The 23,588-nt window shown below is 72.3% G+C and carries 23 protein-coding genes; 12 read left to right on the top strand and 11 right to left on the bottom strand.

Annotated features, from left to right (window positions below; translation table 11 throughout):
- Positions 1-900: a hypothetical protein gene (locus tag ABH940_RS09265; protein ID WP_370105027.1), complete on the top strand. Its 900-nt coding sequence runs from the start codon at positions 1-3 to the stop codon at positions 898-900.
- A 108-nt stretch (positions 901-1,008) separates the two neighbouring features.
- Here ABH940_RS09265 and ABH940_RS09260 read toward each other — a convergent pair whose 3' ends face one another.
- Entirely contained in the window at positions 1,009-1,365 is a 357-nt protein-coding gene (locus ABH940_RS09260; protein WP_370105026.1) for a hypothetical protein, read from the bottom strand.
- Positions 1,366-1,583: 218 nt separating this feature from the next.
- On the opposite strand from ABH940_RS09260, the gene ABH940_RS09255 reads away from it, so the two are divergent.
- Positions 1,584-3,455: an APC family permease gene (locus tag ABH940_RS09255; protein WP_370105025.1), complete on the top strand. Its 1,872-nt coding sequence runs from the start codon at positions 1,584-1,586 to the stop codon at positions 3,453-3,455.
- A 171-nt stretch (positions 3,456-3,626) separates the two neighbouring features.
- Positions 3,627-4,982 carry a DUF2254 domain-containing protein gene (locus ABH940_RS09250; RefSeq protein WP_370072826.1) on the top strand — a complete coding sequence of 452 codons (1,356 nt, stop codon included), beginning with the start codon at positions 3,627-3,629 and terminating at the stop codon, positions 4,980-4,982.
- Positions 4,983-5,036: 54 nt separating this feature from the next.
- Here ABH940_RS09250 and ABH940_RS09245 read toward each other — a convergent pair whose 3' ends face one another.
- The 3 genes from ABH940_RS09245 to ABH940_RS09235 form a co-directional block, all read right to left on the bottom strand.
- Positions 5,037-5,729, bottom strand: coding sequence for a hypothetical protein (locus ABH940_RS09245; protein ID WP_370105024.1), 693 nt, complete (start codon positions 5,727-5,729; stop codon positions 5,037-5,039).
- Between the two features lie 124 nt (positions 5,730-5,853).
- Complete coding sequence (locus ABH940_RS09240; RefSeq protein ID WP_370072828.1) at positions 5,854-6,336, bottom strand: universal stress protein; 483 nt, start codon at positions 6,334-6,336, stop codon at positions 5,854-5,856.
- A gap of 244 nt (positions 6,337-6,580) precedes the next feature.
- Positions 6,581-7,000 (bottom strand): winged helix-turn-helix domain-containing protein, encoded by a 420-nt coding sequence (locus tag ABH940_RS09235; RefSeq protein WP_370105023.1) that lies wholly within the window; start codon positions 6,998-7,000, stop codon positions 6,581-6,583.
- 339 nt (positions 7,001-7,339) lie between these two features.
- On the opposite strand from ABH940_RS09235, the gene ABH940_RS09230 reads away from it, so the two are divergent.
- Positions 7,340-8,095, top strand: a complete 756-nt coding sequence (locus tag ABH940_RS09230) for a tRNA-dependent cyclodipeptide synthase (protein WP_370105022.1) — start codon at positions 7,340-7,342, stop codon at positions 8,093-8,095.
- Positions 8,092-9,321, top strand: a complete 1,230-nt coding sequence (locus ABH940_RS09225; RefSeq protein ID WP_370105021.1) for a cytochrome P450 — start codon at positions 8,092-8,094, stop codon at positions 9,319-9,321. Before ABH940_RS09230 ends, ABH940_RS09225 begins: the two co-directional genes overlap by 4 nt.
- A gap of 57 nt (positions 9,322-9,378) precedes the next feature.
- Here ABH940_RS09225 and ABH940_RS09220 read toward each other — a convergent pair whose 3' ends face one another.
- Positions 9,379-10,602 carry a hypothetical protein gene (locus ABH940_RS09220; RefSeq protein ID WP_370105020.1) on the bottom strand — a complete coding sequence of 408 codons (1,224 nt, stop codon included), beginning with the start codon at positions 10,600-10,602 and terminating at the stop codon, positions 9,379-9,381.
- A gap of 272 nt (positions 10,603-10,874) precedes the next feature.
- Between ABH940_RS09220 and htpX the strand changes: the two genes are divergently transcribed.
- Complete coding sequence (gene htpX / locus ABH940_RS09215; RefSeq protein ID WP_370072833.1) at positions 10,875-11,792, top strand: zinc metalloprotease HtpX; 918 nt, start codon at positions 10,875-10,877, stop codon at positions 11,790-11,792.
- A 115-nt stretch (positions 11,793-11,907) separates the two neighbouring features.
- Positions 11,908-12,867, top strand: coding sequence for a YhjD/YihY/BrkB family envelope integrity protein (locus tag ABH940_RS09210; protein ID WP_370072834.1), 960 nt, complete (start codon positions 11,908-11,910; stop codon positions 12,865-12,867).
- Positions 12,868-12,918: 51 nt separating this feature from the next.
- Here ABH940_RS09210 and ABH940_RS09205 read toward each other — a convergent pair whose 3' ends face one another.
- Both ABH940_RS09205 and ABH940_RS09200 read right to left on the bottom strand, forming a co-directional pair.
- Positions 12,919-13,788 (bottom strand): diacylglycerol kinase family protein, encoded by an 870-nt coding sequence (locus ABH940_RS09205; RefSeq protein ID WP_370072835.1) that lies wholly within the window; start codon positions 13,786-13,788, stop codon positions 12,919-12,921.
- A gap of 2 nt (positions 13,789-13,790) precedes the next feature.
- Positions 13,791-15,413, bottom strand: coding sequence for an FAD-binding oxidoreductase (locus ABH940_RS09200; RefSeq protein ID WP_370105019.1), 1,623 nt, complete (start codon positions 15,411-15,413; stop codon positions 13,791-13,793).
- A gap of 54 nt (positions 15,414-15,467) precedes the next feature.
- Between ABH940_RS09200 and ABH940_RS09195 the strand changes: the two genes are divergently transcribed.
- Both ABH940_RS09195 and ABH940_RS09190 read left to right on the top strand, forming a co-directional pair.
- Positions 15,468-16,139: a TetR/AcrR family transcriptional regulator gene (locus ABH940_RS09195; RefSeq protein WP_370105018.1), complete on the top strand. Its 672-nt coding sequence runs from the start codon at positions 15,468-15,470 to the stop codon at positions 16,137-16,139.
- A 50-nt stretch (positions 16,140-16,189) separates the two neighbouring features.
- Positions 16,190-17,746, top strand: coding sequence for a glycerol-3-phosphate dehydrogenase/oxidase (locus tag ABH940_RS09190; protein ID WP_370072838.1), 1,557 nt, complete (start codon positions 16,190-16,192; stop codon positions 17,744-17,746).
- A gap of 12 nt (positions 17,747-17,758) precedes the next feature.
- Here ABH940_RS09190 and ABH940_RS09185 read toward each other — a convergent pair whose 3' ends face one another.
- From ABH940_RS09185 to ABH940_RS09175, 3 genes are all read right to left on the bottom strand, one after another.
- Positions 17,759-18,667 (bottom strand): oxidoreductase, encoded by a 909-nt coding sequence (locus ABH940_RS09185; protein ID WP_370105017.1) that lies wholly within the window; start codon positions 18,665-18,667, stop codon positions 17,759-17,761.
- Between the two features lie 57 nt (positions 18,668-18,724).
- On the bottom strand, positions 18,725-18,919 hold the full coding sequence (locus ABH940_RS09180; RefSeq protein ID WP_370072840.1) for a hypothetical protein: 195 nt from the start codon (positions 18,917-18,919) through the stop codon (positions 18,725-18,727).
- Positions 18,920-19,076: 157 nt separating this feature from the next.
- Positions 19,077-19,217, bottom strand: a complete 141-nt coding sequence (locus tag ABH940_RS09175; RefSeq protein ID WP_370072841.1) for a hypothetical protein — start codon at positions 19,215-19,217, stop codon at positions 19,077-19,079.
- Positions 19,218-19,375: 158 nt separating this feature from the next.
- Between ABH940_RS09175 and ABH940_RS09170 the strand changes: the two genes are divergently transcribed.
- The 3 genes from ABH940_RS09170 to ABH940_RS09160 are packed head-to-tail and all read left to right on the top strand — an operon-like array spanning position 19,376 to position 22,758.
- A complete protein-coding gene (locus ABH940_RS09170; RefSeq protein WP_370072842.1) occupies positions 19,376-20,758 on the top strand; it encodes a DUF2252 domain-containing protein in 1,383 nt (460 codons plus the stop codon).
- Positions 20,751-22,178 (top strand): diacylglycerol kinase family protein, encoded by a 1,428-nt coding sequence (locus ABH940_RS09165; RefSeq protein ID WP_370072843.1) that lies wholly within the window; start codon positions 20,751-20,753, stop codon positions 22,176-22,178. Before ABH940_RS09170 ends, ABH940_RS09165 begins: the two co-directional genes overlap by 8 nt.
- Positions 22,171-22,758, top strand: a complete 588-nt coding sequence (locus tag ABH940_RS09160; RefSeq protein WP_370072844.1) for a phosphatase PAP2 family protein — start codon at positions 22,171-22,173, stop codon at positions 22,756-22,758. Before ABH940_RS09165 ends, ABH940_RS09160 begins: the two co-directional genes overlap by 8 nt.
- A gap of 108 nt (positions 22,759-22,866) precedes the next feature.
- Here the strand turns inward: ABH940_RS09160 and ABH940_RS09155 are convergent, their stop codons facing one another.
- The gene (locus tag ABH940_RS09155; protein ID WP_370072845.1) at positions 22,867-23,295 is read right to left on the bottom strand and encodes a hypothetical protein; all 429 of its coding nucleotides are present in this window, start codon (positions 23,293-23,295) and stop codon (positions 22,867-22,869) included.
- Positions 23,296-23,588: the final 293 nt, after the last annotated feature.

The following is a 23,588-nucleotide window of genomic DNA, read 5'->3' as shown; positions in this document are numbered from 1 at the left end:
GTGTTCACGCTGCTCGCCGGGGCGACGGGCGGTGACCGTCATCTGGGCGCGACCCTGGGCGGGTTCGCGGTGGTGGCCGGGTGGCTGGGGACGATCGCGACGGCGCGTTCGGTGCCGCTGGTCGCGGCCACCTGCTGGCTCTTCTACGACGGGTTCTTCGTCCACCGCAACGCCCGGCTGACCTGGGAGGGCGGACCGGACGCGCAGCGGTTCGCCCTGCTGCTGGGCGCGGCCGCGGCGGGCCTGCTGGTGCACCGCGCGGTCCGCGGCCCCGGCGGTGCGGGGCAGCCGCTGACCGGGGTCCTGCCTGCTCCGCCCGCACGGCCGAACCCGCTGATCCGGGACACCGACCGGGCGCGCGCCAGGGTACGGACCGTCGTGCGCTACCTGATGGTGGCCTGTTTCGTGCTCGCCTGCTTCGTCGCGGCCTCGGCGGAGCGGACGACCGCGCAGACCGCCGCCGCCACGCGCGGCGTCGACCACGCGGTGACGGCGCACACGATCGCCGTCGCGGCTCAGCCGCTCGACCCCTCCGGCAAACCGCTCCGCGGCGTCTACCCCGGCCTGGTGGAGACCGCCGTCAGCTGGGACTACCCGGCGGGCACGGCTCACGGCGGGTTCGCGCTGGTGCCGGTCGGACGACCGGTGGGCACGCCGATACCCGTCTGGGTCGACCCGCACGGTGACCAGGTGGTCCCGCCCGCCACCAGGGCCGAGTTGGTGCTGGAGGCGCTCGGCGTCGGCGGCATGACGTTCCTGGCCTGCGGCGGACTGGTCCTGACGGTGGGTTGGACGCTGCGCCGCCACTACGACCGCCGCGACGAGCGCGCCTGGGGCGAGGCCTGGGCCCGGTTCGAGCCGGAGTGGTCCGGCCGCCACCGCCCCGGCCATCTGCCCTGACAGAGAGACAGAAAGACAGAAAGACAGACAGAGAAGAGCCCCGAGGGGAGACCCTCGGGGTGGACGCGGTGGACGCGGCGGGGTGACGCGGGTGGGCGCGAGGCGGGGTCAGACCTGTGCGGGGATCGGGAGCGAGACGATCAGGTCGCGGTCGCGGTTCCGGACGTCGATCCGATCGGGCAGGGTCCGGCGTCCCGCCGTGCCGCCGACCGGGTCGACCGGGCGTGGGGTGCCGAAGATCTGGCGGACCGCCAGGCCGAACGCGGCGGCGTTGGCGGGCTCGGTGATGGTGCGGGCCTGGTCGTCGAGGCAGTGCAGCACGAGGACCCAACCGCGTCGGTGCAGGCTGGTCCGGGGTCCGGTCGGATCGGCGTCGAGGCCGAGACGGTTGAGGGCTTCGAGCAGGGCCTCCATGTCCTGGCCCTCGATCTGCTGGAAGTTCTCCTCGATCAGGATGTGTGCCATGTTCCTGACGATATCCGGCAGTTCGGCCCCGCCGGGTGGGAAGATCGAAACTCACTCCGCACTCACGCCCGGCGCGGCACCGGATCACTCCTGAGGGTTCGTCACCGCTGGTGAGGTCCCGTTCGGCCGATTCGCGGGGCACCTGGCTGTCGCCGGCGGGTCCCGGGCCGCATCCTGGTCCAAGGACGTTCGCCGGGGACCTCGGGAGGTGCACGCGCGTGGCTCAGGGCCCTGCCGCGGACGCGGACAAGAGCGCCGGTCACAGCCACGAGCGGGACCGGCTGACCGTCTCTCAGGGCATTGCCGCGCTCTCCCTCGACGCCCTCGCCTCGGTGGCGTACGGCCCCGAGGCGATCGTGGTGGTGCTGGCCACGGCAGGCGCGCAGGCGCTCGACTACACGCTACCGGTGACGCTGGCCATCGTCGTGCTGCTGACAGCCTTGACGCTCTCCTACCGTCAGGTCATCGCGGCGTTCCCCAACGGCGGTGGCGCGTACGCGGTCGCCGGACGGCACCTGGGCCGCCGGGTCAGCCTGGTCGCGGCGGCGTCGCTGATCATCGACTACGTGCTCAACGTGGCCGTTTCCGTCTCGGCCGGCGTCGCGGCGCTCACCTCGGCCTTCCCGGGCCTCTACAGTGCCCGGGTCTGGATCTGCGTCGGAGTGCTGGCGTTGGTCACCGGCCTCAACCTCTACGGCGTGGCCGAGTCGGCCAAAGCGCTGATCGTGCCAACGGTGGTCTTCATCGTCGCCATCTACGCCGTGATCCTGTTCGGCCTGATCCGCTCCACCCCGGCCACCCAGCCGACCCACCCGTCCGCCACCGCGACCGGCACGGTCGGCGTGCTGCTCCTGCTGCGCGCCTTCGCGTCCGGCTGTTCGGCGCTGACCGGTGTCGAGGCCATCGCGAACGCCGTGCCCACGTTCCGCACGCCGCGCGTCAAGCGGGCCCAGCGGACCGAGGTCGGGCTGGGCCTGCTGCTGGGGACCATGCTGATCGGGCTCTCGCTGCTGATCCGGAAGTTCCACGTCGCGCCGAACCCGACCAAGACCGTGCTGGCGCAGCTGACCGACGCGTCCTTCGGGCACAACATCGGCTTCTTCGTCGTCCAGTTCGCCACCATGGTGCTGCTGGCGCTGGCCGCCAACACCTCCTTCGGCGGCATGCCGGTGCTGACCTCGCTGCTGGCCAGGGACAACCACCTGCCGCACGCCTTCGCGCTGCGCGCCGACCGGCAGGTCTACCGGCACGGCGTCCTGGTGCTGGCCGGGTCGGCGCTGGTGCTGCTGGTGGTCGCGCAGGGCAACACCCAGACGCTGGTGCCGGTCTTCGCGATCGGCGTCTTCATCGGCTTCACCCTCTCCCAGGCGGGCATGGTGGTGCACTGGCGGCTGGAACGCCCGCCGGGCTGGCAGGGCCGGGCCCTGCTCAACGGCGTGGGCGCGGTGCTGACGGCAGCGGCGACGGTGATCGAGCTGCTGTCCAAGTTCCGCGAGGGCGGCTGGCTGGTCTTCCTGGCGGTCGCGGTGCTGGTGGTCGTCTTCGAGTCGGTGCACCGGAGCTACGCGCGGATCGGGGCGGCGCTGCACCTCGGCGAGCGGCCCGCGCACCCGGAGGCGCGACGGTCGCTGGTGCTGGTCCCGGTCGGAGCCGTCAACCTGCTGACCGAGGAGGCGATCAGCGCCGCGCTCTCGCTCGGCGACGAGGTCCGCGCGATCACCGTCGTGCACGTCGACGACAGCCACCCGGACGACCCGCACACCGACGCGGACACCGACACCGACGCCGGCACGGACATCGAGGCCACCGAGGCCCGGATGCGCGAGAGCTGGCTGGCCTGGCAGCCGGACGTGCCGCTGATCATCCTGCGCAGCCCGACCCGCTCGCTGACCCGGCCCGTGGTCGACTACATCCACGAGGTCGAGCACGAGGACGCGCACGACCGGCTGGTGGTGCTGATCCCGGAGATGCAACTGACGCACCCGTGGCAGCGCCTGCTCCAGAACCAGCGCGGCCCGATCCTCGACCTGGCCCTGCGCCGCCACACCGACGCCGTGATCTGCCGCCTGCGGATCCCCATCAAGACGTGAACCGGCCCACCGTGCCTGGGAGCAGCCTGGGTGATCCCTGGCCGACATGCCCCGCTCACCCGGACGGGCTAAGCTCGCGCCAGGTGAGCCGGGAAGTCTGGTCGGCAACGCGCGGTCCCGTCCCCGAGGCGGGAACAGGCCGTCGCGACGATTCGGCCTGGAGTGAGTGACATGCCCGCGCAGTTCCGCTATCGCTTCCGCGTCCACGACTGGCGCAGAGAGCGGCTGCGCACCAACCTCTGGCTGGTCCCCGCGCTGGAGGCGGCGGTGGCCGCGGTGCTCTTCGCGGGCACGCTGAAGCTGGACCGGGTCGCCTACAACGGCGGCCTGCACTTCCCCTCCTGGGTGTTGAGCGGCAGCGCCGACGGCGCGCGGCAGGTACTGAGCACCATCGCCGCCGCGGTCATCACGGTGGCCGGTCTGGTCTTCTCCATCACCATCGTGGCGCTGACACTGGCCTCGACCCAGTTCGGCCCCCGAATGCTGCGCAACTTCATCCGGGACCGGGGCACTCAGCTGACGCTCGGCACTTTCGTCGCGACCTTCCTCTACACGATGCTGGTCCTGGTCGCGATCAGTCCGGGCCCGCACGGGGACTTCGTCCCGCATCTCTCCGTCACCGTGGCGCTGGCGCTCACCCTGGCCGACCTGGCCATGCTGATCTACTTCATCAACCACATCGCCCGGGTGATCCAACTACCGCACGTCATCGCCGACATCGCCCGCGAGCTGGCCCGGGCGATCGAGCAGGAGGGCGCCGGGGACGCCGTCGGCGTGGGCGGCCGGGAGCGCGGGCTCTCGCCCCGCGAGCTGCTGGAGCGGATGGCCACCGAGGGCGCACCCGTGCTGACCCCCGAACCCGGCTACCTCCAGTACCTGCGCCACGACCGGCTGATCGCCATCGCGCACGAGTCGCACGCCGTCGTCCATCTGCTCAACCGTCCGGGCCACTTCCTGGTCCAGGGCAGCCCGCTGGCCCTGGTCTGGCCGCCGGAGGCGGCTCCCAAGGTCGAGGCGGGGCTGGACCGGGGCCAGGTCACCGGGCCGTACCGGACGCTGACGCAGGACATCTCGTTCGGCGTCGACCAGCTGGTCGAGATCGCCATCCGGGCGCTGTCCGCCGCCGTCAACGACACGTTCACCGCGTTGACCTGCATCGACTGGCTGGGGGAGTGCCTGTGCCGGATCGGGCCCGGCTGGCACCAGCAGCGGGTCCACCGCGACACCGAGGGCTATGTCCGGCTCATCGCCTACCAGGCGTCCTACGAGCGGTTGGTGCAGCGTGCCTTCGAGAAGATCCGGCAGGGCGGCGTCGGCATGCCTGCGGTGATGATCCGTCAGCTCGACGCGCTGACCAAGCTGATGGAGCGCGCCACCACCCCGGACCGCCACGACCTGCTGCTGGAGCAGGCGGATCTCATCATCGCCTCCTGCAACGCCTCGGTGCCGGAGGCCGCCGACCGCGAGGACGTGATGCGGCGTTACCGGGCGTTGCAGGAGCTGGCGAAGAACGAAGGGGACATGTAGCGCCGGATCACGCCGAATCACACCGGATCAAGCTGCACGCCGCATCAGGCCGGCTCACGCCAGGGCGGACGGGGCCGAGTCGTCGGCCCGGCGCAGGCCCAGGGCCACGGCCGAGTCGAGCGCCTGGAGCGCAGCGGACGCGCAGGCCTCGGCACTCGCGGCGTCCCGGAAGCCGCCGCCGCGCCACAGCACCAGGGTCCGGCCGTTGGCGCGCAGCGAGTACCGCTCGGGCGCACCGGTGACGGCGGCGGCCAGGACGCGGGCGATCGCGCGCGCGTCGGGGGTCTCCGGGAGGTCGGTGTCGAACCGGACCTGGGCGGCCCGGTCGAGAGACTCGTCCTCTGCCGGATGGACGGCCATCGAGGTCGGCATCGCGATGGCGGGGGAGGTGTAGGGGCGCTCGTGCAGGACCTCGACCGCGGCGGTGGGCCGGTCCAGTGTCAGCACCAGGGTGTTCGACCAGAGCGTGACGCCGTTGTCGGTGCAGCCGTACGCGCAGACCAGCGTGGGCCTGCCCGCGAGTGGCCCCTGGGCGGCCTGCTCGTAGTCGTGCCGGTCACCGTAGTGGAACGGGGCCGCACGCCACGGCGGACGCGGCGCGGTGGCCGGGGCGAAGCCGGACCGAGAGGCCAGCTCCGTCGCGGTCGCCCGGGAGCGGTGGTGGTCACGGCGGTTGTCGAGACGCGGCACCGCCAGCCACATCGTCATCAGACAGCACCAGAGCAGGATCGGGATCAGCACAGCCATCGTCGGAGCACCTCCCAGAGGCCTCGCCCGGCACCACGGGAGCCGGTGCGACACACCGGAACCGACCGGGCACCGCCAGCGTAGGAAGCGCCGAACGACAGGTCAATATCGGGCGTGTACGGCCTTAACGCTCCGCTGGCGCGCCCTTGACGGCAATCTGCTGGGCAGCCCGATCGGCGGCCCGCTCGGGAATCCGCGGGACGGTCACCACCGAGCAGCGGGCGTGGGCCAGGCAGTAGCGCGCGGTGCGGCCTTCGGGCCGGTGGGAGCCGAGGACCAGCACGTCGTCGGCCGCGTCCGCCACGTCCAGCAGCACCCGGCCGGCCCGCCCGCGTGCCACGAACGGGATCAACTTCGCGTCGCAGGAGGCCACTTCGTCGAGCACCTGATGGCAGGTCCGGTCCAGTCGGGCCATGGCCGTGCGTTCGCAGGCCCGCAGCCGTTCGCCGCCGAAAGCGCTCCGTGCGGCGGCGGTCGGCGTCCAGGCCAGCACGCCGATCAGCGGGAGACCCGACTCCCGGGCCAGCCGCGCTCCCAGGCGCAGCGCCCGCACGCCGCCTGCGCCGCCGTCGACACCGACGACGACGCAGCCGGTCGGTCCGGCCATGGGTTCCTCCAAGACGGAAGGGTGGATGCGTGGGCGGACCCGGGTCCGCCCACGCGGCCGCGCTCCCGAGGTAATCCAGGCGGGATGGACATCCGGAGCGCGGCGGATCCGATTCAACCTCCCGCAGGCACGGTTCGGACGACCACCGTCGATTCCTGACATCCGCCTTACGGCGCGCGGCCCGCTCTTGTCGCGGCCTTGGCGGCGACAAGAGCGGGCCGCGCTTTCGCGGTGGCCGGGCCGGTCAGCAGGCCTGTGGCTCGTACTTGTAGCCCACCCCGCGCACGGTGACCAGCATCGCGCGGAAGCGCTGCCCGAGCTTGCGACGCAGCCGGACCACATGGACGTCGACCGTGCGGCCGTCGCCTATGGCGGGTTGGTGCCACACAGCCTCGATGAGCTGGTCGCGGGTGAAGACCTGGTGGGGTCGGGAGACCAGATGGGCCAGCAGGTCGAACTCGACCTTGGTCAGCGCCAGTGGTTGTCCGTGCACAACTGCCGTGCGACGCAACGGGTCGACCGTGACGGGTTGGATCCTCGGAGCGGGCCCGGACGTGACGGGTGCCGGTGCGGGTGGCAGTGGCACGAAATGCGGTGTGGTGGTGGCCACCAGGCCAGACCGGTGCAGCTGCAGGCGGTGTGCGCGCAGGTAACTGACCGACACGCGAGTGTCCTTCCGGGATGGGGCGCGGTGGTTCTGACGTTCCGAAGTGCCGAGGGGGTGCCCCGACGACCCCCGCTCGATCCAACACCACGGCACCGACCTCGGTGTTCGCGCTGACGTCATGTTGACGGGCCTGGCCGGGGTCTTGATGCCGCCATGACGCCCAGGTCCTGTCCGGGTCGCGTTCCGACACGCGCGTCCCGGTTCACGCCATGTTCATCTCAAGTAGTGAGACGCCTCGTTGACACCCTCCGTGTCCAACTGTTGACTGCACGTGCTGTCGCCACACCAGGAGCACAAGGCTCCATCGGGACTCGCGACGCAAAGGACGCTCTCCACTTGCAGACAGCGACCAGAACCTTGTTCCACGTCAGTCCGTATACGTCCCACTGCGCCCTGATCGAGGCGGACGGCGACCACGCGGTGATCGGGATCTCCCCGGGGAACAGCTACTTCTCCGCCCAACGCGTCAACGACCTGGCCCAGTGGGGTGTGGACCACTTCCGCCGGGTCGACCTGGTGTACACCGACCTCCATGTCGCCGAGATGCACGAGGCTCTCGGGTACACCCCGGACGACGCCCGCCGAAAGGCCGTCAAGAACCTGCGCGGGGTCCGGGCGAAGGTGCACAACGCGGTCGAGGCGGTCCGCGCCGGACTGGCGGACGACGGCGAGGAGCGAATCCGCGCCCATGGCATGTCGGACTTAAGCGCCAATCCGGCCTACCGCCAGATCCACGATCAGCTCTGGGGACGCATGGAGCGGGACGACGAGTTCCGCGGCGTGATCGACGAGTTGGTCGGCCGCTTCCTGGCGGCCAAGGTGCTGGGCGGCCAGGCCGGCACGCCGGAGCAGCGCGAGGTCTGCCTGCGCTACATCTGCGCGGAGGCCCCGCTCTTCCTGGACAGCCCGGCGATCCTGGGCGTCCCGTCCTCGCTCAACTGCTACCACCAGCTGCTTCCGCTGGCCGAGTTGCTCTACTCGCGCGGCCACGGCCTGCGCGCCTCCCGCAACCAGGGCCACGCGATCGTCACCCCCGTCGACGTGCCCGCAGCCGAATCCACCCTGCCAGCTCACCAAGGAGACGACCGATGACCGTGGACACCCTCGCCTGCGCCCGGGACCGCGGCGACGACCTGGATGTCGACGCACTGCCGGCCTTTCCCTTCTCCTGGCGCGGCGACCAACTGCCCGACGAGGTCGAGGAGTTGCGTGCCGAGCCGGTCAAGCGGGTCCGCACCATAGCCGGGGCGCCGGCCTGGCTGGTCTCCTCCTATGCGCTGTGCCGCCAGGTGCTGGAGGACCGGCGGTTCAGCCTCAAGGACACCTCCGCCCCGGGCGCGCCGCGACAGTACGCGCTGACGATCCCGCCCGAGGTCGTCAACAACATGGGCAACATCACCGGTGTCGGCCTGCGCAAGGCCGTGCTCAAGGCGATCAACCCCAAGGCCGACGGACTGGTCGACTGGCTGCGCGAGCACGCCGCCTGGCTGGTCGGCGGGATGATCGCCGAGGGCGCTCCGGTCGACCTGCGCGGCGCCTTCGCCAATCCGTACTCGGAGGCGATGCACTGCCGCATCCTCGGCATTCCGCTCGCCGACGGCCCGCGACTGTCGGCCAGCCTGGACATCGCCTTCATGAACTCGGCCTGCCCGGTCACCGGTGCCAAGCTCAACTGGGACCGTGACATGGCGTACATGACGGAGCGTCTGGACGACCCGGCCACCACCGGGTTGATGGCGGAGCTGGCCGTCCTGCGCGAGGACCCGGACTACGCGCACCTGACGGACGAGATGTTGGCCACGGTCGGCGTGACCCTGTTCGGCGCGGGCGTCGTCTCCACCGCCGGGTTCCTCAGCATGGCCTGCGTCTCGCTGCTCCAGCGGCCGGAACTGTGGGCGCAGTTGCGCGAGGACCCGTCCCGGATCCCGGCGGCCGTGGAGGAGTTGCTGCGCATCAACCTCTCCATCGGCGACGGGCTGCCTCGGATCGCCCTGGAGGACGTGCAGTTGGGCGACGTGCTGGTGCGCAAGGGCGAGCTGGTGCTGGTCCTGGTCGAGGGTGCCAACTTCGACGCCGCGCACTTCGCCGACCCGTACCGGGCCGACGCCGACCGGCCCAACAGCAGCGACCACCTCTCCTTCGGCGGCGGGCAGCACTACTGCCCGGCCACGGCGCTCGGCAGGAAGCACGCCGAGATCGCCCTCGAGACGCTGGTCGAGCGGATGCCGGAGCTGCGACTGGCCGTGCCGATCGAGCAACTGGTCTGGCGCACCGGCTACATGAAGCGCCTGCCGGAGCGGCTCCCGGTCATGTGGTAGCACGCGACGGGGCGCGGCCGGCAGAAATGCCGGCCGCGCCCCGGTGCTGACGCTGCGTCAGGGCTGCTGCAGGTCCACCGCGGCGTAGATCGCGCCGATGTTGATGCCCTCGCCCGTCGACGGGTAGTCGACGGTCAGGTCGGTGGTGCCGTTGGCGAGCCTGCCGTCCAGCAGGAACCGGTGGTTGTCGTAGCCCAGGGTGTTCGGGTACGCTGGCGTCCGGTGCCACATGTAGTTGCTGTCGTTCGGGTCGTCGTTGGCCAGCACCGAGTTCTGCACGTCGTTCACCGGGCTGAGGTTGTCGCCCAGCGGGAACGGAGTGCCGACGTTGGGAACCACGTTGGCGTGGTCCGGCCAGCCGCGGTCGCCGTCGTAGGTGATCTCACCGAGGCGCAGGCCGACGGGGCCGCTCGCGGGCGTCTGCAGCCCGTGCAGGGAGACCCCGACGGTCTTGCCGGAGTTGATGGCCTGGTGCTCGTAGCCGTCCCAGACCTCCAGGTGGCGCAGCGGCTTGTTGCAGTCCTGGTAGCCGACCACCATCGACCAGCCGCCCCAGGAGTCCACCGCCAGCGCGGCGTCCAGGTCGGCGACCTCGTAGGTGCCGGACCCGCCGGCCCGCACCAGGTTGGTGATGTCCGCGGAGGTGGCGTAGCTGTGGTCCGGGTTGGTGCCGTCGAAGCCCATGGCGGTGTCGCGGTTGATCCGGACGTAGCCGTGGCTGCCGGGGGTCTTGAAGTCGACCCAGCCGACCTGGTTGATCGACTTCTGCACGTTGATGTGCAGGCCAGGGATCACGATCCCGTAGGTGCCGCCCCAGTACAGCCGGGCGAACTTCACCTGGGCGCCCGGCGGCAGCTTGAAGTCGGCGGAGCTGGAGGAGTAGATCGCCGTGCCCTGCCGGTCCCGGTGGCCGGGTCCGTCGATGTTGATGTACCGCATCCAGTAGTCGTTGTTGCGCCCGGCGCGCTGCCCCGTCGTGGGCGGCACCTGGTTGCGGGCGACGAGGCAGTCCGGCGCGTCCTTGTTCCGCTTCGGCTTGCGCGGGTCACAGGTGACGACGGAGTTGCCAACGCTGGTCACCGTGCCGTGGATGTCGGCAGACCAGCGCGTGCTGAATGCGACGTTGTGCTCCGTCCCGGCCTTGACGCGGTGGTTCGCGACGGCGGCGTCGGCGGGCGAGAACAACGACGGCAGCACGGCGGTCAGCGCGCCGACGGCGGCGACGGCGACGAGCCGTCGGACGCGGCTGACCTTGGAAAGCCCGCGACTGCTGCGGGGCATGAGACCTCCTATGAGGATTCGGGCGGACGTGATCATCCGAACATGACGCTCTGTTGACTTCTCGTTACGGTGCGCCATCCAGGCCGTTCGTAGGCAATCTGTCGGACGCCCCGGGACGCTGCACCGGGCTGTGCCGTCACCTCCCTTGCGGAAGGCTTACGGCGCCGACACTCTCTGTCTTCGCTTGCACACCGGGATTACCCTGGAATCGCCGACGCGGTGGCTCGGACGCCGACCGCGCGACGGCACGTGTGCCGACGGAGGCGATGATGGTGAAGTCCCGTTTCGCTCCAGACCGACAGCTGACGGCCAGGATGGTGACCGTGCTGTTCCTGTTGGGGCTGCTCTACGTGGTGTTCGCGGCGGTACTCGTCGCGCTGCTCAAGTCGGTCGTGCTGGTCGTCGTCATCGCCGGAGGCCTCCTCTTCGCGCAGTACTGGTACTCCGACCGCGTCGCCCTCTTCGCGATGAAGGCGCAGGACGTCTCGCCGGAGCAGGCTCCCCAGCTGCACGGCACGGTCGACCGCCTCTGCGCCCTCGCGGACATGCCCAAGCCGCGGATCGCGGTCGCCGAGATGGACCTGCCCAACGCCTTCGCCACCGGCCGCAACGCCGACCACGCCGTGCTCTGCGTGACCACCGGCCTGCTCCGCCGCCTGGAGCCCGACGAACTGGACGGCGTGCTCGCCCACGAGCTCTCGCACATCGCGCACAGGGACGTCGCGGTGATCACCATCGCCTCGTTCCTCGGCGTGCTGGCCGGGCTCGGGGTCCGGGTCGGCTTCTACACCGGGCTGATCGGCGGCCGGGCCCGGCGGGACCAGAACACCACGATGATCGTGCTGGCTGTGGTCGCCGTCTCGGCGGCGGTCTACGCCCTCAGTTTCATGCTGATCCGCGCGCTGTCCCGGTACCGGGAGCTGGCCGCGGACCGCTCCGCGGCGATCCTCACCGGACAGCCCTCCGCGCTGGCCTCCGCGCTGGTCAAGGTCACCGGAGCCGGGGCCAGGATCCCGTCCAAGGACCTGCGCACCGCGCAGGCGTTCAACGCCGTCCTCTTCGCCCCGGCGTTGACCGGCGAGGAGGGCTCGGTGTCGCGGTTCTTCTCCACCCACCCGCCGCTCCAGCGCCGGCTGGACGCGCTGGCCGAGCTGAGCGCCCGGCTCGGCGACCGCCCCGACGGCGAGTGATCCCGCCCGCCCCTGTTTGTTCCTGACGCCGCATCACCCGAACGGGTGGCTGCGGTGGCGTGCTCGGCCGTGCCGATCTTGACTGACCGGTACCAGGTCGAGAAGGGGCGGGCCCGTGTCCGAAGAGGACGCCACCGACGGCAGTGATCCCACCGACGGCACTGACCCCGCCGGGCGCCTGGACCGGGCGCGGGCCCGGGCGGATCTGCTCAAGGGCCGCGCCCATGTCCGCTACGTGATGCTGGAGCGGCAGTTCCCCGTGATCACCGCGCTGACCGCGCGGATGCTGACGGTCGGTCTGATGGACGCGGCGACCCGGCTCGCCGCCCAGATCTTCATCACCACCGTGCCGCTGCTCTTCGCGCTCGGGGCGTTCGCCCCGGAGTCGGTGCGGAACACGATGACGGACTCGTTGCGCTCGATCTTCGGCATCCACGGCGCCGCCGCCCAACAGGTCCAGAGCGTGGTCCACGCCAGCGGTTCGGCGGGCGAGCTGCGGCAGACCACCGGCATCATCGGCATCCTCATGGCGGTGATCGCGGCGACCAGTTGCAGTCGGGCCCTGACCCGCATCTGCAACGACTCCTGGCGGCTGCGCAAGGCCTCCACCCGGATCGCCGCCTGGCGCTGGCTGGCCTGGATCGCGGCGATGGTGACGCTGCTGGTCTGCCAGGGCCCGGTGCGCAACGGCTTCGGCGCGGGCCTGTGGCTGGGCGTCCCGCTGACGTTCGTGCTCAGCGTCGCGATCTGGTGGTGGACCCAGCACCTGCTGCTGGCCAAGCGTGTGCCGTGGCTGCCACTGCTGCCCGGGGCCGTGCTGTGCGCGATCAGCGCCACCGGGCTCTCGCTGACCGCCCGGATCTACATGCCCAACGCGCTGAACCGCGCACTCGTCCAGTACGGCTCGCTGGGCCTGGTACTGACCTGCCTGTCCTGGCTGATCGTCCTCTCCGTGGCGCTCACCTTCAGCATCGCGGCGGGCGCGGTCCTGGCCCAGAACGCCCCGCTCGACAGGCCGCTCAACACCCCGGCGGACCTTGCCGGTCCGTCCCGGCAGAAGCCCGCCGGGGGCTGAGCACGACGCCCGCCGACGTCAGGGTGAACAGGGCGTCAGAACGGGCCGGTGCTACGGCGCGAGCAGCGAGAGGGCTCCCGGGAGGAGCTCGATCCGGGCCGGGAGGGAGGCGATCTCGTCGCCGTCCGCGCAGACCGGGATCGGGCGGTCCGCGTCGACGGTGACCGTGCGGGCGGTGGTGAGGGTGACCTCGGGCCGTTCGATATGGGTGCCGCGTTTGGCCTCGCGCATGAAGGAGACGACCTTGCTGCGCGGGCCGTCGCCGACCACCATCACGTGCGCCACGCCGTCGTCCAGCTCGGCGGGCGGCACGATCCGCAGGCCGTGGCCGTAGGCGCCGCTGTTGGCGACGACGACGGTGTGGCCACGCGTCCGCAACTGCTCCCCGTCGATGTCGAGGGTGTACTCCGCCGCGCGCCAGCCGAGGATGGCGCGGACCGGGGCCAGCCGGTAGACCAGCAGCGCCGGCAGCCACCGTCCGGCGTTGATGATCTGCGTGGCCAGCGAGTCGATCCCGATGTAGACGTTGCCCGGCGCGATGACGCCGTTGACCTCCAGCACGTCGATCCGACGCGCCGTCCCGTCGAGCAGGAGCTCGGCCAGGCCCGCCGGGTCGGTCGGGAGGCCGAGCCGCCAGGCCAGGTCGTTGCCGCGCCCGGCCGGGACCAGGCCGAGCGTGCCGCCGCCCCGGACCACGCCGTCGGCGGCGTCGCGGGCCATCCCGTCGCCGCCCACCGCGACGACCACCTCGCCGCGCTCGGCCGCCTGCCGTGCGGTCTCGACGGCGTGCTCGCGGCTGCGGCTCGGGATCGTCCGCACGGTCGCGCCGGCGGCGAGGAGGCGGTCTGCGACCGGCTGCCAGCGCTGGAAGCCGTGGCCGCCGCCGGAGACCGGATTGATGATCGCGGTGAACTCACGCACTGTCAGTCGCCGCCTGTCGTCGGGTCGATGAGCACGCCGGGGTTGAGGATCCCGGCCGGGTCGAGCGCCCGCTTCACGGCGCGCAGCGCGTCGACGGCCAGCGGGCCGATCTCCTGCGCGTAGGTGTCGCGGTGGTCGGTGCCGACGCCGTGGTGGTGGGTGATTGCGGCGCCGGAAGCGCGGATCGCCGCGTTGGCGGCCGACTTGGCCTGCTGCCACTGGGCGAGCGGGTCCTCGGTCTGCGCGCAGGCGACGGTGAAGTAGAGCGACGCGCCGGTCTCGTAGAGGTGCGAGATGTGGCAGAGCACGATCGGCGCCGTGCCCTGGGCGGTGAGTGACTCGGTCAGCGCGGTGGTCACCGCCGCGCGCAGGGCGTGCAGGTTGGACCAGAAGGTGACCGTCTCCAGGGTCTCGATCAGCACTCCGGCGTCGAGCAGCGGGTCGCGCAGGTAGGGGGCGCGGTAGCGGCCCTTGCGCCAGGCCTCGCCGCCGTCGGGGCCGAGCAGTTCGCCGCCCGCCTCGGTCAGCACGGCGGTCGCTCCGGCGCGGCGCGCGGCGACGTCGGCCGCCGTGCCCTCGTAGCCGACGACGGCCAGGCAGCCGCCGGGGCCGCCGCCGAACATCGCCGACGGATCGGCCAGGTTGATGCCCGTCTCCGTCTCGTCGGACAGTCGCAGCACGGTCGGCTCCGGGCCGTCCTGGACCAGGCGGCGCAGCGCGTCCGCGCCCGCCTCGAAACTGACGAACCGCCAGGACTCGAAGACCCGCTCGGCCGGGGCGGGCCGGACCCGGACGGTGACCGAGGTGATCACGCCGAGCGTGCCCTCCGAGCCGAGCACGAGCTGGCGCAGGTCGGGCCCGGCCGCCGACTTGGGCGCGCTGCCGAGGGTCACCGTGCCGCGCGGCGTGGCCAGCACCAGGCCGACGACCATGTCGTCGAACCGTCCGTACCCCGCCGAGGACTGCCCGGCGGAGCGGGCCGCCGCGTAGCCGCCGATGCTCGCGCCCTCGTAGGACTGCGGGAAGTGGCCCAGGGTGAAGCCCTGTTCGCGCAGCAGTTCCTCGACGCGCGGCCCGCGCATGCCCGCCTGGAGGGTGGCGGTGCGGGAGACCGGGTCGAGGTCGAGCAGCGCGTCCAGTCGGCCGAGGTCGATCGCCACCACCCCGGCGAAGCCCTCGCGACGCGGGGCCAGACCGCCGACCACCGAGGTGCCGCCGGAGTAGGGGACCACGGCGATGTTGCGCACGCTGCACACGTCCAGCAGCGCGACGACCTCGTCGTGCGAGGCGGGCGTCACGACGGCGTCGGGCGCGTCGGTGGCGTCGCCCGCGCGCAGGCGCAGCAGGTCGGGGGTGGACCAGCCACGGGTGTGGCCGAGGCGGGTGTCGTGGTCGGTGCGTACGTGCTCCGTGCCGACCACGGCGGTGAGGGCGTCCAGCGCCTCGGCCTCCAGCGCCACCGCCGGGAGGGTGATCTCCGCGGGCTCGACCGGGTCGTGCTCGGGGGTCTTCACGCCGAAGAGGGCCAGCGTGTCCTTGGCGGACGTGGGCAGTTCGGTGGCGTGCGCCGGATCGCCCCAGCGGTAGGGGTGGAAGTCCACGACGGGAAGGTCTGACTCGGTCATCGGGAGCGGTCCTCGGATACTGGGCGGTAACGTGCTGATACACTTCTACATGTGATGTCGCAGCGAATCAACACGCCGGACGGAACCGACCCCCTGCAGAGTGGTCCGGAGTTCCAGGGTCCGGAGTTCAGGGCGGCCAACGCGATCCCCGAGGAGCGGATCCTGGAGGCCGCCTACCGGCTGCTGTTGACGATCGGTCCGCAGCGGATGACCATGGCCGACCTGGCCCGCCAGGCCGGCGTCTCGCGCGCCACGCTCTACCGGCGCTGGGGCTCGGTCCGCGACGTCGTGGCCGCGCTGACCACCCGGGTCTGGGTGGAGCTGGCCGAGTCCGCCTTCCCCCAGGGCAGCCGCGAGGACGTGTCCCGGGCGCGGCTGGTCGACGGCGTCGTCACGCTGATGCGCGCGGTCCGCACCCATCCGCTGCTGCGCACGATCATCGAGCTCGACCCCGACTTCCTGATGCCGTACCTGCTCAAGCGACGCGGCACCAACACCGACCACCAGCTCGCCCTGCTGGAACTGGCCCTGGCCGCAGGCATCGCGGCCGGATCGGTACGTGCCGAGGAGCCCGCGCTGCTGGCCCGCGCGGTGCTGCTGGCCGCCTGGTCCTTCACGCTGACCGGCCCGGTCCTGGCCGGCGCGGCGGACGGCAGGGGCGCGCAGGTGGACCGCCTCGACGAGGAGCTGCGCCTGATGCTGGACCGCTATCTCGCACCCTCCTGATCCGCTCCGCATCACCTGACTCGCCCCGCCCCGGAAGGCAGGACCACCGCGTGAACATCGCCCCCAACGCCTCGCTCAACGCCGACCGCCGCGCCCGCGAACTCGCCGCCCTGCGCGCCGCGAGCGGAGGCGAGGAGACCGGCCCCGCCGTCGATCTGCTGGTCGTCGGCGGCGGCGTCACCGGGGTGGGCGTGGCCCTGGACGCAGCCGCGCGCGGGCTCTCCGTCGTCCTCGCCGAGAAGCACGACCTCGGCTTCGGCACCAGCCGCTGGAGCTCCAAGCTGGTCCACGGCGGGCTGCGCTACCTCGCCTCCGGCGCCGTCGGAATCGCCCACGAGAGCGCGGTCGAGCGCGGCATCCTGATGCAGCGGACCGCCCCGCACCTGGTCCGCGCACTGCCGCAGATCGTCCCGCTGCTGCCCGGCACCGGCGCGGCGGAGAGCGCGCTGGTCCGCGTCGGGTTCCTGGCCGGGGACGCGCTGCGGATCGCCGCCCGCACGCCGTCTTCCAGCCTGCCGCGCTCGCGCCGCCTCTCCCGCGCGGAAGTGCTCCGCTACGCCCCGACCGTCGCCGACGCGGGCCTGCGCGGCGGCCTGGTCTTCTGGGACGGCCAACTGACCGACGACGCTCGCCTGGTGACCGCGCTCGCGCGGACCGCGGCCGCCCACGGCGCTCAGGTGCTGACCCGCTGCGCCGTCAGCGAGGCACGCGGCAACGGCGCGGTGCTGACGGACGAGCTGACGGGGGAGAGCTTCCGGTTGCGCGCCCGCATGGTCGTCAACGCGGCGGGCGTCTGGGCCGGGAACCTGGCCCCCGACATCACCCTGCGGCCCAGCCGGGGCACGCACCTGGTCTTCCGTCAGGAGGCCTTCGGCGGCCTCACGGCCGGTCTGACCGTGCCGATCCCGGGTGAGACCAACCGCTTTGTCTTCGCCCTCCCGGCCCCCGACGACCGTGTCTACGTCGGTCTGACCGACGAGGAGGCCCCGGGCCCGATCCCGGACGAGCCGCAGCCCTCGCCCGACGAGATCGACTTCCTGCTGCGGACCATCAACACCGCGCTGCGCCGCCCGCTCACCCGCGACGACCTGATCGGCACCTTCGCGGGCCTGCGCCCGCTGCTCGACACCGGATCCGGCCGCACCGCCGACGTCTCGCGCAAGCACGCCGTGCTCACCGCGCCCGACGGGCTGGTCACCGTCGTCGGCGGCAAGCTGACGACCTACCGGAGGATGGCCGAGGACGCGGTGGACGCCGCGCTGGCGGCTTCGGGCCGGGCGGCGGCGGGCTGCCGTACCCGCTCGCTCCCGCTGGTCGGCGCGGCCGACCGGGCCACCCTCGCCCGGGTCGACGCCCCGCTGCGCCTGGTCCAGCGCTACGGCACCGAGGCGGCCGCGGTCGTCGCCGAGGCGGACGGGGACCCGTCCCTGCTGGAGCCGATCGCGCCCGGCACCGACACGACCATGGCCGAGCTGCTCTTCGCGGTCCGCCACGAGGGCGCCCTCGACGCCTCCGACCTGCTCGACCGCCGCTCCCGACTAGGCCTCGCCCCGGAGACGCGCGCCGCCGCGCTCCCGGCCGCGGAGCGGGCGCTGAAGCACGCCTGATCGGCGGTCAGGTCACGCGCCGCCGTCGATGGTGGGGACGGTGGTGGAGACGGCGGCGGGCGGGGCGGGCAGGCGGCTGGCGCGGCGCATCAGGGTGTCGAAGGCCCGGTCGGGCAGCAGCCGCCGCAGCATGATCAGCGGCTTCGCACCGCTGCCGATCGCGTAGCGGGTCCGGGGACGCTCGGACTGCACGGCATGGGCGATCGCCTCGGCGACGACGGTGGGAGCCGAGCCGAAGCTGGTGATCCGATCGCCCCGGAGCGTCTTGGCCATGGCCTTGGCCTGGCCCGCGTACGGGCCGGAGCCGGAGGTCGCGAGCAGGTTGTCGGCGGCGATGCCGCCCCACTCGGTCCTGATCGCCCCCGGCTCGATCAGGACCACCTGGATGCCGAACGGCTGCAGTTCCAGCCGCAGACAGTCGCTGATCCCCTCGACCGCGAACTTGGTGGCGTGGTACCAGCCGCCCAGCGGGGAGTGGATCCTCCCGCCCATCGAGCTGACGTTGACGATCCGTCCGCTGCGCCGGGCCCGCATCTGCGGCAGCACCCGCCGGATCAGGTCGGCCGCGCCGAAGAGGTTCACCTCGAACTGCGCCCGCGCCTCGGACAGCGGCACGTCCTCGACCGCGCCGTACGAGCCGTACCCGGCGTTGTTGACCAGCACGTCGATCCGCCCGGCCTCGGCCAGGATCCGCTCCACCCCGGCCCGGTTGGACTCCGGGTCGGTCACGTCCATCGCGACCACGTGCACGCGGTCGAGCTCGGCGATGCCGCTCATCCGCTCGACCCGCCGCGCGGCGGCGTAGACGGTGCAGCCGAGCGCCTGCAGCCTGCGCACCGTGGCCTCGCCGATCCCGGACGAGGCCCCGGTGACCAGAACCACCTTGCCGGACGGGGCGACGGGTACGGAGTTCTCGGACATGCCACCCATCTCACTGCGCGGCGAGCCGACCCGCACCCCGGCCGCGTCCGGACGCGCTCAGCGGACCACGTCGATGGTCCAGTCGGCGGGGTTCAGGCCGAGCGGATGCACCAGCCGGAGCAGCCCCGCCATGCCGCCGAGTGCGGTGAGGGCGGGCGGGATGTGGTGGATGTCCAAGAAGCTCTCGACGCAGTAGTTGACGTGGTCGGCGGTGGAGCAGGACCGAACGAACCCCTGGACGTTCGGTTTCACGCCGTCCAGGTCGACGCTTCGCTGCGGGGTGGTCGTCGTGGTCGCGCAGCAGCACCCGCCGCCACGGCGAGCGCCGCTCCGCGAGGAAGGTGTTGACCAGGGTGGTGCGGGCGTATCCGTCGGGGTTCTCCAGGGTGCTTATGCATGGCCAGTGCACCTAGAGCTTGGTGATCGTGGTCTGGGTCAGGTCGTCCGCGTGGTGCCAGTCGTTCGACGGCAGATATGCCACCCTGCGCAGCCACGGAGCCCTGGTGCCCGCGAACTCGCTGAACTCGGCGTCGTGGTCTCGTGGTGACACGGCAGCACCTCCTTTCACGCCCGCCTAATGCCCGGGAGCGCCGGAGGGTTGCATACGTGTTTTCCGGTCCTTGTCACGTCCGTCACCCGAGCGGGCGGCTTCGACCTGCGCGTCGACCCGGCAGCCCCCAAGGTAAGGGAACAGCGGAGGAGAGCTCCATGACGAGGACCGACGGAGAAGAGCAGCAGGCGGAGCCGCAGCGCGACGACGGGACGGCGGGCCGGGAGGCTGGGCGGGCGGCGCGGAAGACCGTCCCGCGCGCGGCGCAGGGCCCGTGGCACGCCCCGGCGGGCCGGGAGGGCCCCCTCGCCGTCCTGGAGCGCCAGTGCGCCACCCGTGTCCCCGAGTTGGTTCCGATCCGGTACGGCCGGATGGCCTCCTCCTGCTTCGCCTTCCTGCGCGGCGCCCCCGCGGTCATGGCCGCCGACCTCGCGTCCTCGCCCAACACCGGCCTGACCGTGCAGCTCTGCGGCGACGCCCACCTCTCCAACTTCGGCTTCTTCGCCTCACCCGAGCGCACCCTGCTCTTCGACCTCAACGACTTCGACGAGACGCTGCCCGGCCCCTTCGAGTGGGACGTCAAACGCCTCGCCGCCAGCCTTGCCGTCGCCGCGCGCGAGAACGGCGACTCCGACCACGCGGCGACCGAGGCGGCCCGCGCGGCCGCCCGGTCCTACCGGGAGCACATGCGTCAACTGTCCGCTCGCGGTGAACTCGACGTCTGGTACGAGCGGGTGGACACCGAGGACCTGCTGGAGACCGTCCGCGAGGCCAACCGTGCCGAGGCCCGCTCCGAACTGGCCAAGGCCCGCCGCCGCACCAACCTCCAGGCACTGGAGAAGCTCACCGAGACCGGCCCCGACGGCGAGCCGCGCATCAAGCACGACCCTCCGCTGCTCCAGCCCATCAGCATGCGCGACCTGGGCCTCGTCCAGGAGACCTACGAGGACTACCAGCGCAGTCTGAGCGACGAGAAGCGGGCGTTGCTGGGCCGGTTCCGGCTGATCGACGCGGCGATGAAGGTCGTCGGCGTGGGCAGCGTCGGCACCCGCTGTTTCATCGGCCTGCTGGAGGGGACGACGATCGGCGACCCGCTCTTCCTCCAGGTCAAGGAGGCGGACCAGTCCGTGCTCGCGGCCCACCTCGCGCCCAGCAGCCACCGGCACCAGGGCCGCCGCGTCGTCGACGGGCAGCGACTGATGCAGGCGACCGGCGACATCTTCCTCGGCTGGGCCACGGGGCCGGACGGCCGGCACTTCTACTGGCGCCAACTACGGGACATGAAGGGCTCCGTGGAGATCGGCAAGCTGACCGCGCCCGAACTCGCCCGCTACGGCGAGATCTGCGGTCGCACCCTCGCTCGCGCCCACGCCCGCTCCGGCGACCGCGAGGCGATCGCCGGATACCTCGGCCACGGCGGCGCCTTCGACCGTGCGATCGCCGAATGGGCCCTCAGCTACGCGGACCAGACCGCCGCAGACCACGCGGCGCTGCTCGCCGCCATTGCCGACGGCCGGATCGCCGCGCGCGCCGATGTCTGACGCGGACGGACGCCGGTTGACGCGGGCCCGCGCGCTGGCGCGGCTCGCACTGCTCTGCGCGGCGGGCGCAGTGGCCGTGCTGCTGGCGGTGGTCGGGCACCACGGCGTGCTGGTGCCGCTCGTCGGGCTGCTGGGGCTCGCGCTTGCGGCGGGCGGCGCGTGGTGGGCACTGGCGCACCGGGGCTTGCGACGGCTCGGCGGAGCGCTGGTGGCACTTGGCGCGCCGGTCGCCGTGCTGGTCGTCTATGCCGTCACCGGTCTGCTGCTGGCAGGGTTCGGCGCGCTGCTGCTCTGGGGCGCGGCGCTCACCTCCGCCCGCTCGGCGCTGCGTCAGGTCCGCCGGCCCGGGCGGATGCACGCGCAGCGGACTGCCCGGCCGCAGCGGCCGGTGCTGATCATGAACCCGCGTTCCGGCGGCGGCAAGGTCGCGCGCTTCGGACTGGCCGAGAAGGCGGAGCGGCTCGGCGCGCGGGTGGTGCTGCTGGAGCCGTCGGCGGAGGACGGGCGGCCGGTGGACGTGTCGGCGCTGGCCAGGCAGGCGGTCGCCGACGGCGCGGATCTGCTCGGGGTCGCGGGCGGCGACGGCACCCAGGCGCTGGTCGCGGCGGTCGCCGCCGAGCACGACCTGCCCTTCCTGGTCGTCTCCGCCGGGACCCGCAACCACTTCGCCATGGACCTGGGCCTGGACCGCGCCGACCCCTCCCGCTGTCTCGACGCGCTGAGCGACGGCGAGGAGTTCTGTGTCGACCTCGGCGCCGTCGCCGGCCACCCGTTCGTCAACACCGTCTCCTTCGGCGCGTACGCGGAGATCGTGCAGAGCCCCGCCTACCGGGAGGCCAAGGCCGGCACCGTCCTGGACGCCCTGCCGGAGCTGCTGCTCGGCGACCCCGAGGGCCGGCTGCGGGCCCGCGCCGACGGCCGCCGCCTGGACGGCCAGCAGGCGCTGTTGGTCAGCAACAACCCGTACTCCGGCGGCGATCCCCTGACCGGAGGGCGGCGTCCTCGGTTGGACCGGGGTCTGCTCGGAGTCCTGGGCATCCGCGTCGACGGTCCCGCGCAGGCGGCCGAGGTCGCGCTGCTCGGTGTCCGCGCGTCAGGGCTCTCGGCGCTGACGGCACGTGAGGTGGTGGTCCACGCGGACGTACCGGTGATCGCGGTGGCCGTCGACGGCGAGGCGCTGCGGATGACGCCGCCGGTCACCTGTACGGTGCGTCCGGGCGTGCTGCGGGTCCGGGTCCCGGTCCACCGCCCGGGCGCACCGGTGACCAGCCCGCCGCTGGACTGGCGGCGCATCGTCGCTCTCGCGCTGGGCCGTCCGCTGCCGCAGCCGCGGGCGCACCCGGCCCCACCGGCGGCGGGCGTGCCGGAGTCCGAGGGCACGCAGGAGCCGAGCACACCGGAGGAGGACACCCGTGGCTGAAACGGCCGTCGCCCCGCGCACGTCCCATGTCTGGTCGCTCCTGCACGACCTGCGGCAGCTCGACCACGCCGTCTACGCGGCCGTCGCGGCGACCGACACCCCGACCCTCGACACCGGCCTGCGTCGGCTCTCCCGCGCGGCCGACAACTCCAAGATCTCGCTGACGGTGGCCGCGCTGCTCGCCCTCCGTCCCGGCCGTACCCGTCAGGCGGCGCTGACCGGTGTCGCGGCCCTCGGCCTTGCCTCGGCCGGCGCGAACCTGGTGGGCAAGGAACTCGTCCGGCGGCCCCGCCCCGACCGCGCCGCCGCGGAGGTCGTCGCCGACCGTCAGGTCCCGATGCCCGCCTCGGCGTCATTCCCCTCCGGGCACACCGCCTCCGCGGTCGCCTTCGCCGTGGCCGTCGGCGCGACCCTCCCGGCGGCGGCCTTCCCCCTCGCCCTGCTCGCCACCGCCGTCGGCTACTCCCGTGTCCACACGGGTGTCCACTACCCCGGCGACGTCGCCGCCGGGGCCGTCCTCGGCGCGGCCTGCGGCGCGGCGGCGGTGGCCCTGGTGACCCGCGCCCGTTCCCGCAGGTAGGTGCAAACGTCCAGGGGCGCGGGGAACGGCGCGAGTATCCACTGCGCCCGGGAATTGACGACTCACCCCAACGATGGGCAGACACCGCCGATCGGCAACGGCGAGACGTTACTCCTCGACTTCTCTCGTCCTTCCGACGCAGAGCGCCCAGATGACGAAGATGTCGACGGCGATCAGCACGATGGCCCAGAACGGGTAGTAGGGCAGCCACAGGAAGTTGGCGATCATGCCGAGACCGGCGAGGCCGATACCGACGACGCGTGCCCACATCGCGCCTCCGAAGAGGGCCACACCTGCTACCACGATGAGCACACCCAGGATGAGGTGGATCCAGCCCCAGCCGGCGGTGTTCATCTTGTAGGCGTAGTTGCGGGTGACGATGACCAGGTCGTCCTTGGCGATGGCGGAGATCCCTTCGAATATCGCCAGGACACCGCCGATGATCATCATGACTGCGGCGAAGAAGGTCCAGCCGGTTGCAACGGGCCGCCGGGAAAGGTGGGCGGCCCTTGGCGCTCCACTGGCATTGCTGGCCATGATCGTGCTCCTTCGAGTACTACCTCGTCGCCGAAACCGGCGACCTGGCCGCGCAGACCTGCGATTTCAGCTTGACACGGAGGCACCCGAGCCGCACTACCGGCGCCATGCCGGACGAAGCACGTGCAGGGGCGGCCGAGCCCCGGGCGACCGTCCACCCGACCACCGTGCTCGGAGCGAGTGGTGCGTTCCGCGCGGCCTCGACACCGGGTGACCGGAATAGGTGTATCTATAGCTCTCTGTGGTGTTTTGCCGGTCGGTGGCCCAGGCGGCTGTGGCCGGACGGGAGTGGT

Origin of the sequence: Streptacidiphilus sp. BW17, from assembly GCF_041262485.1 — a bacterium.
Classification (GTDB): Bacteria; Actinomycetota; Actinomycetes; order Streptomycetales; family Streptomycetaceae; genus Streptacidiphilus.
Note: the sequence above shows the minus strand (reverse complement) of the source record. Positions and strands in the feature narration are given on the sequence as shown.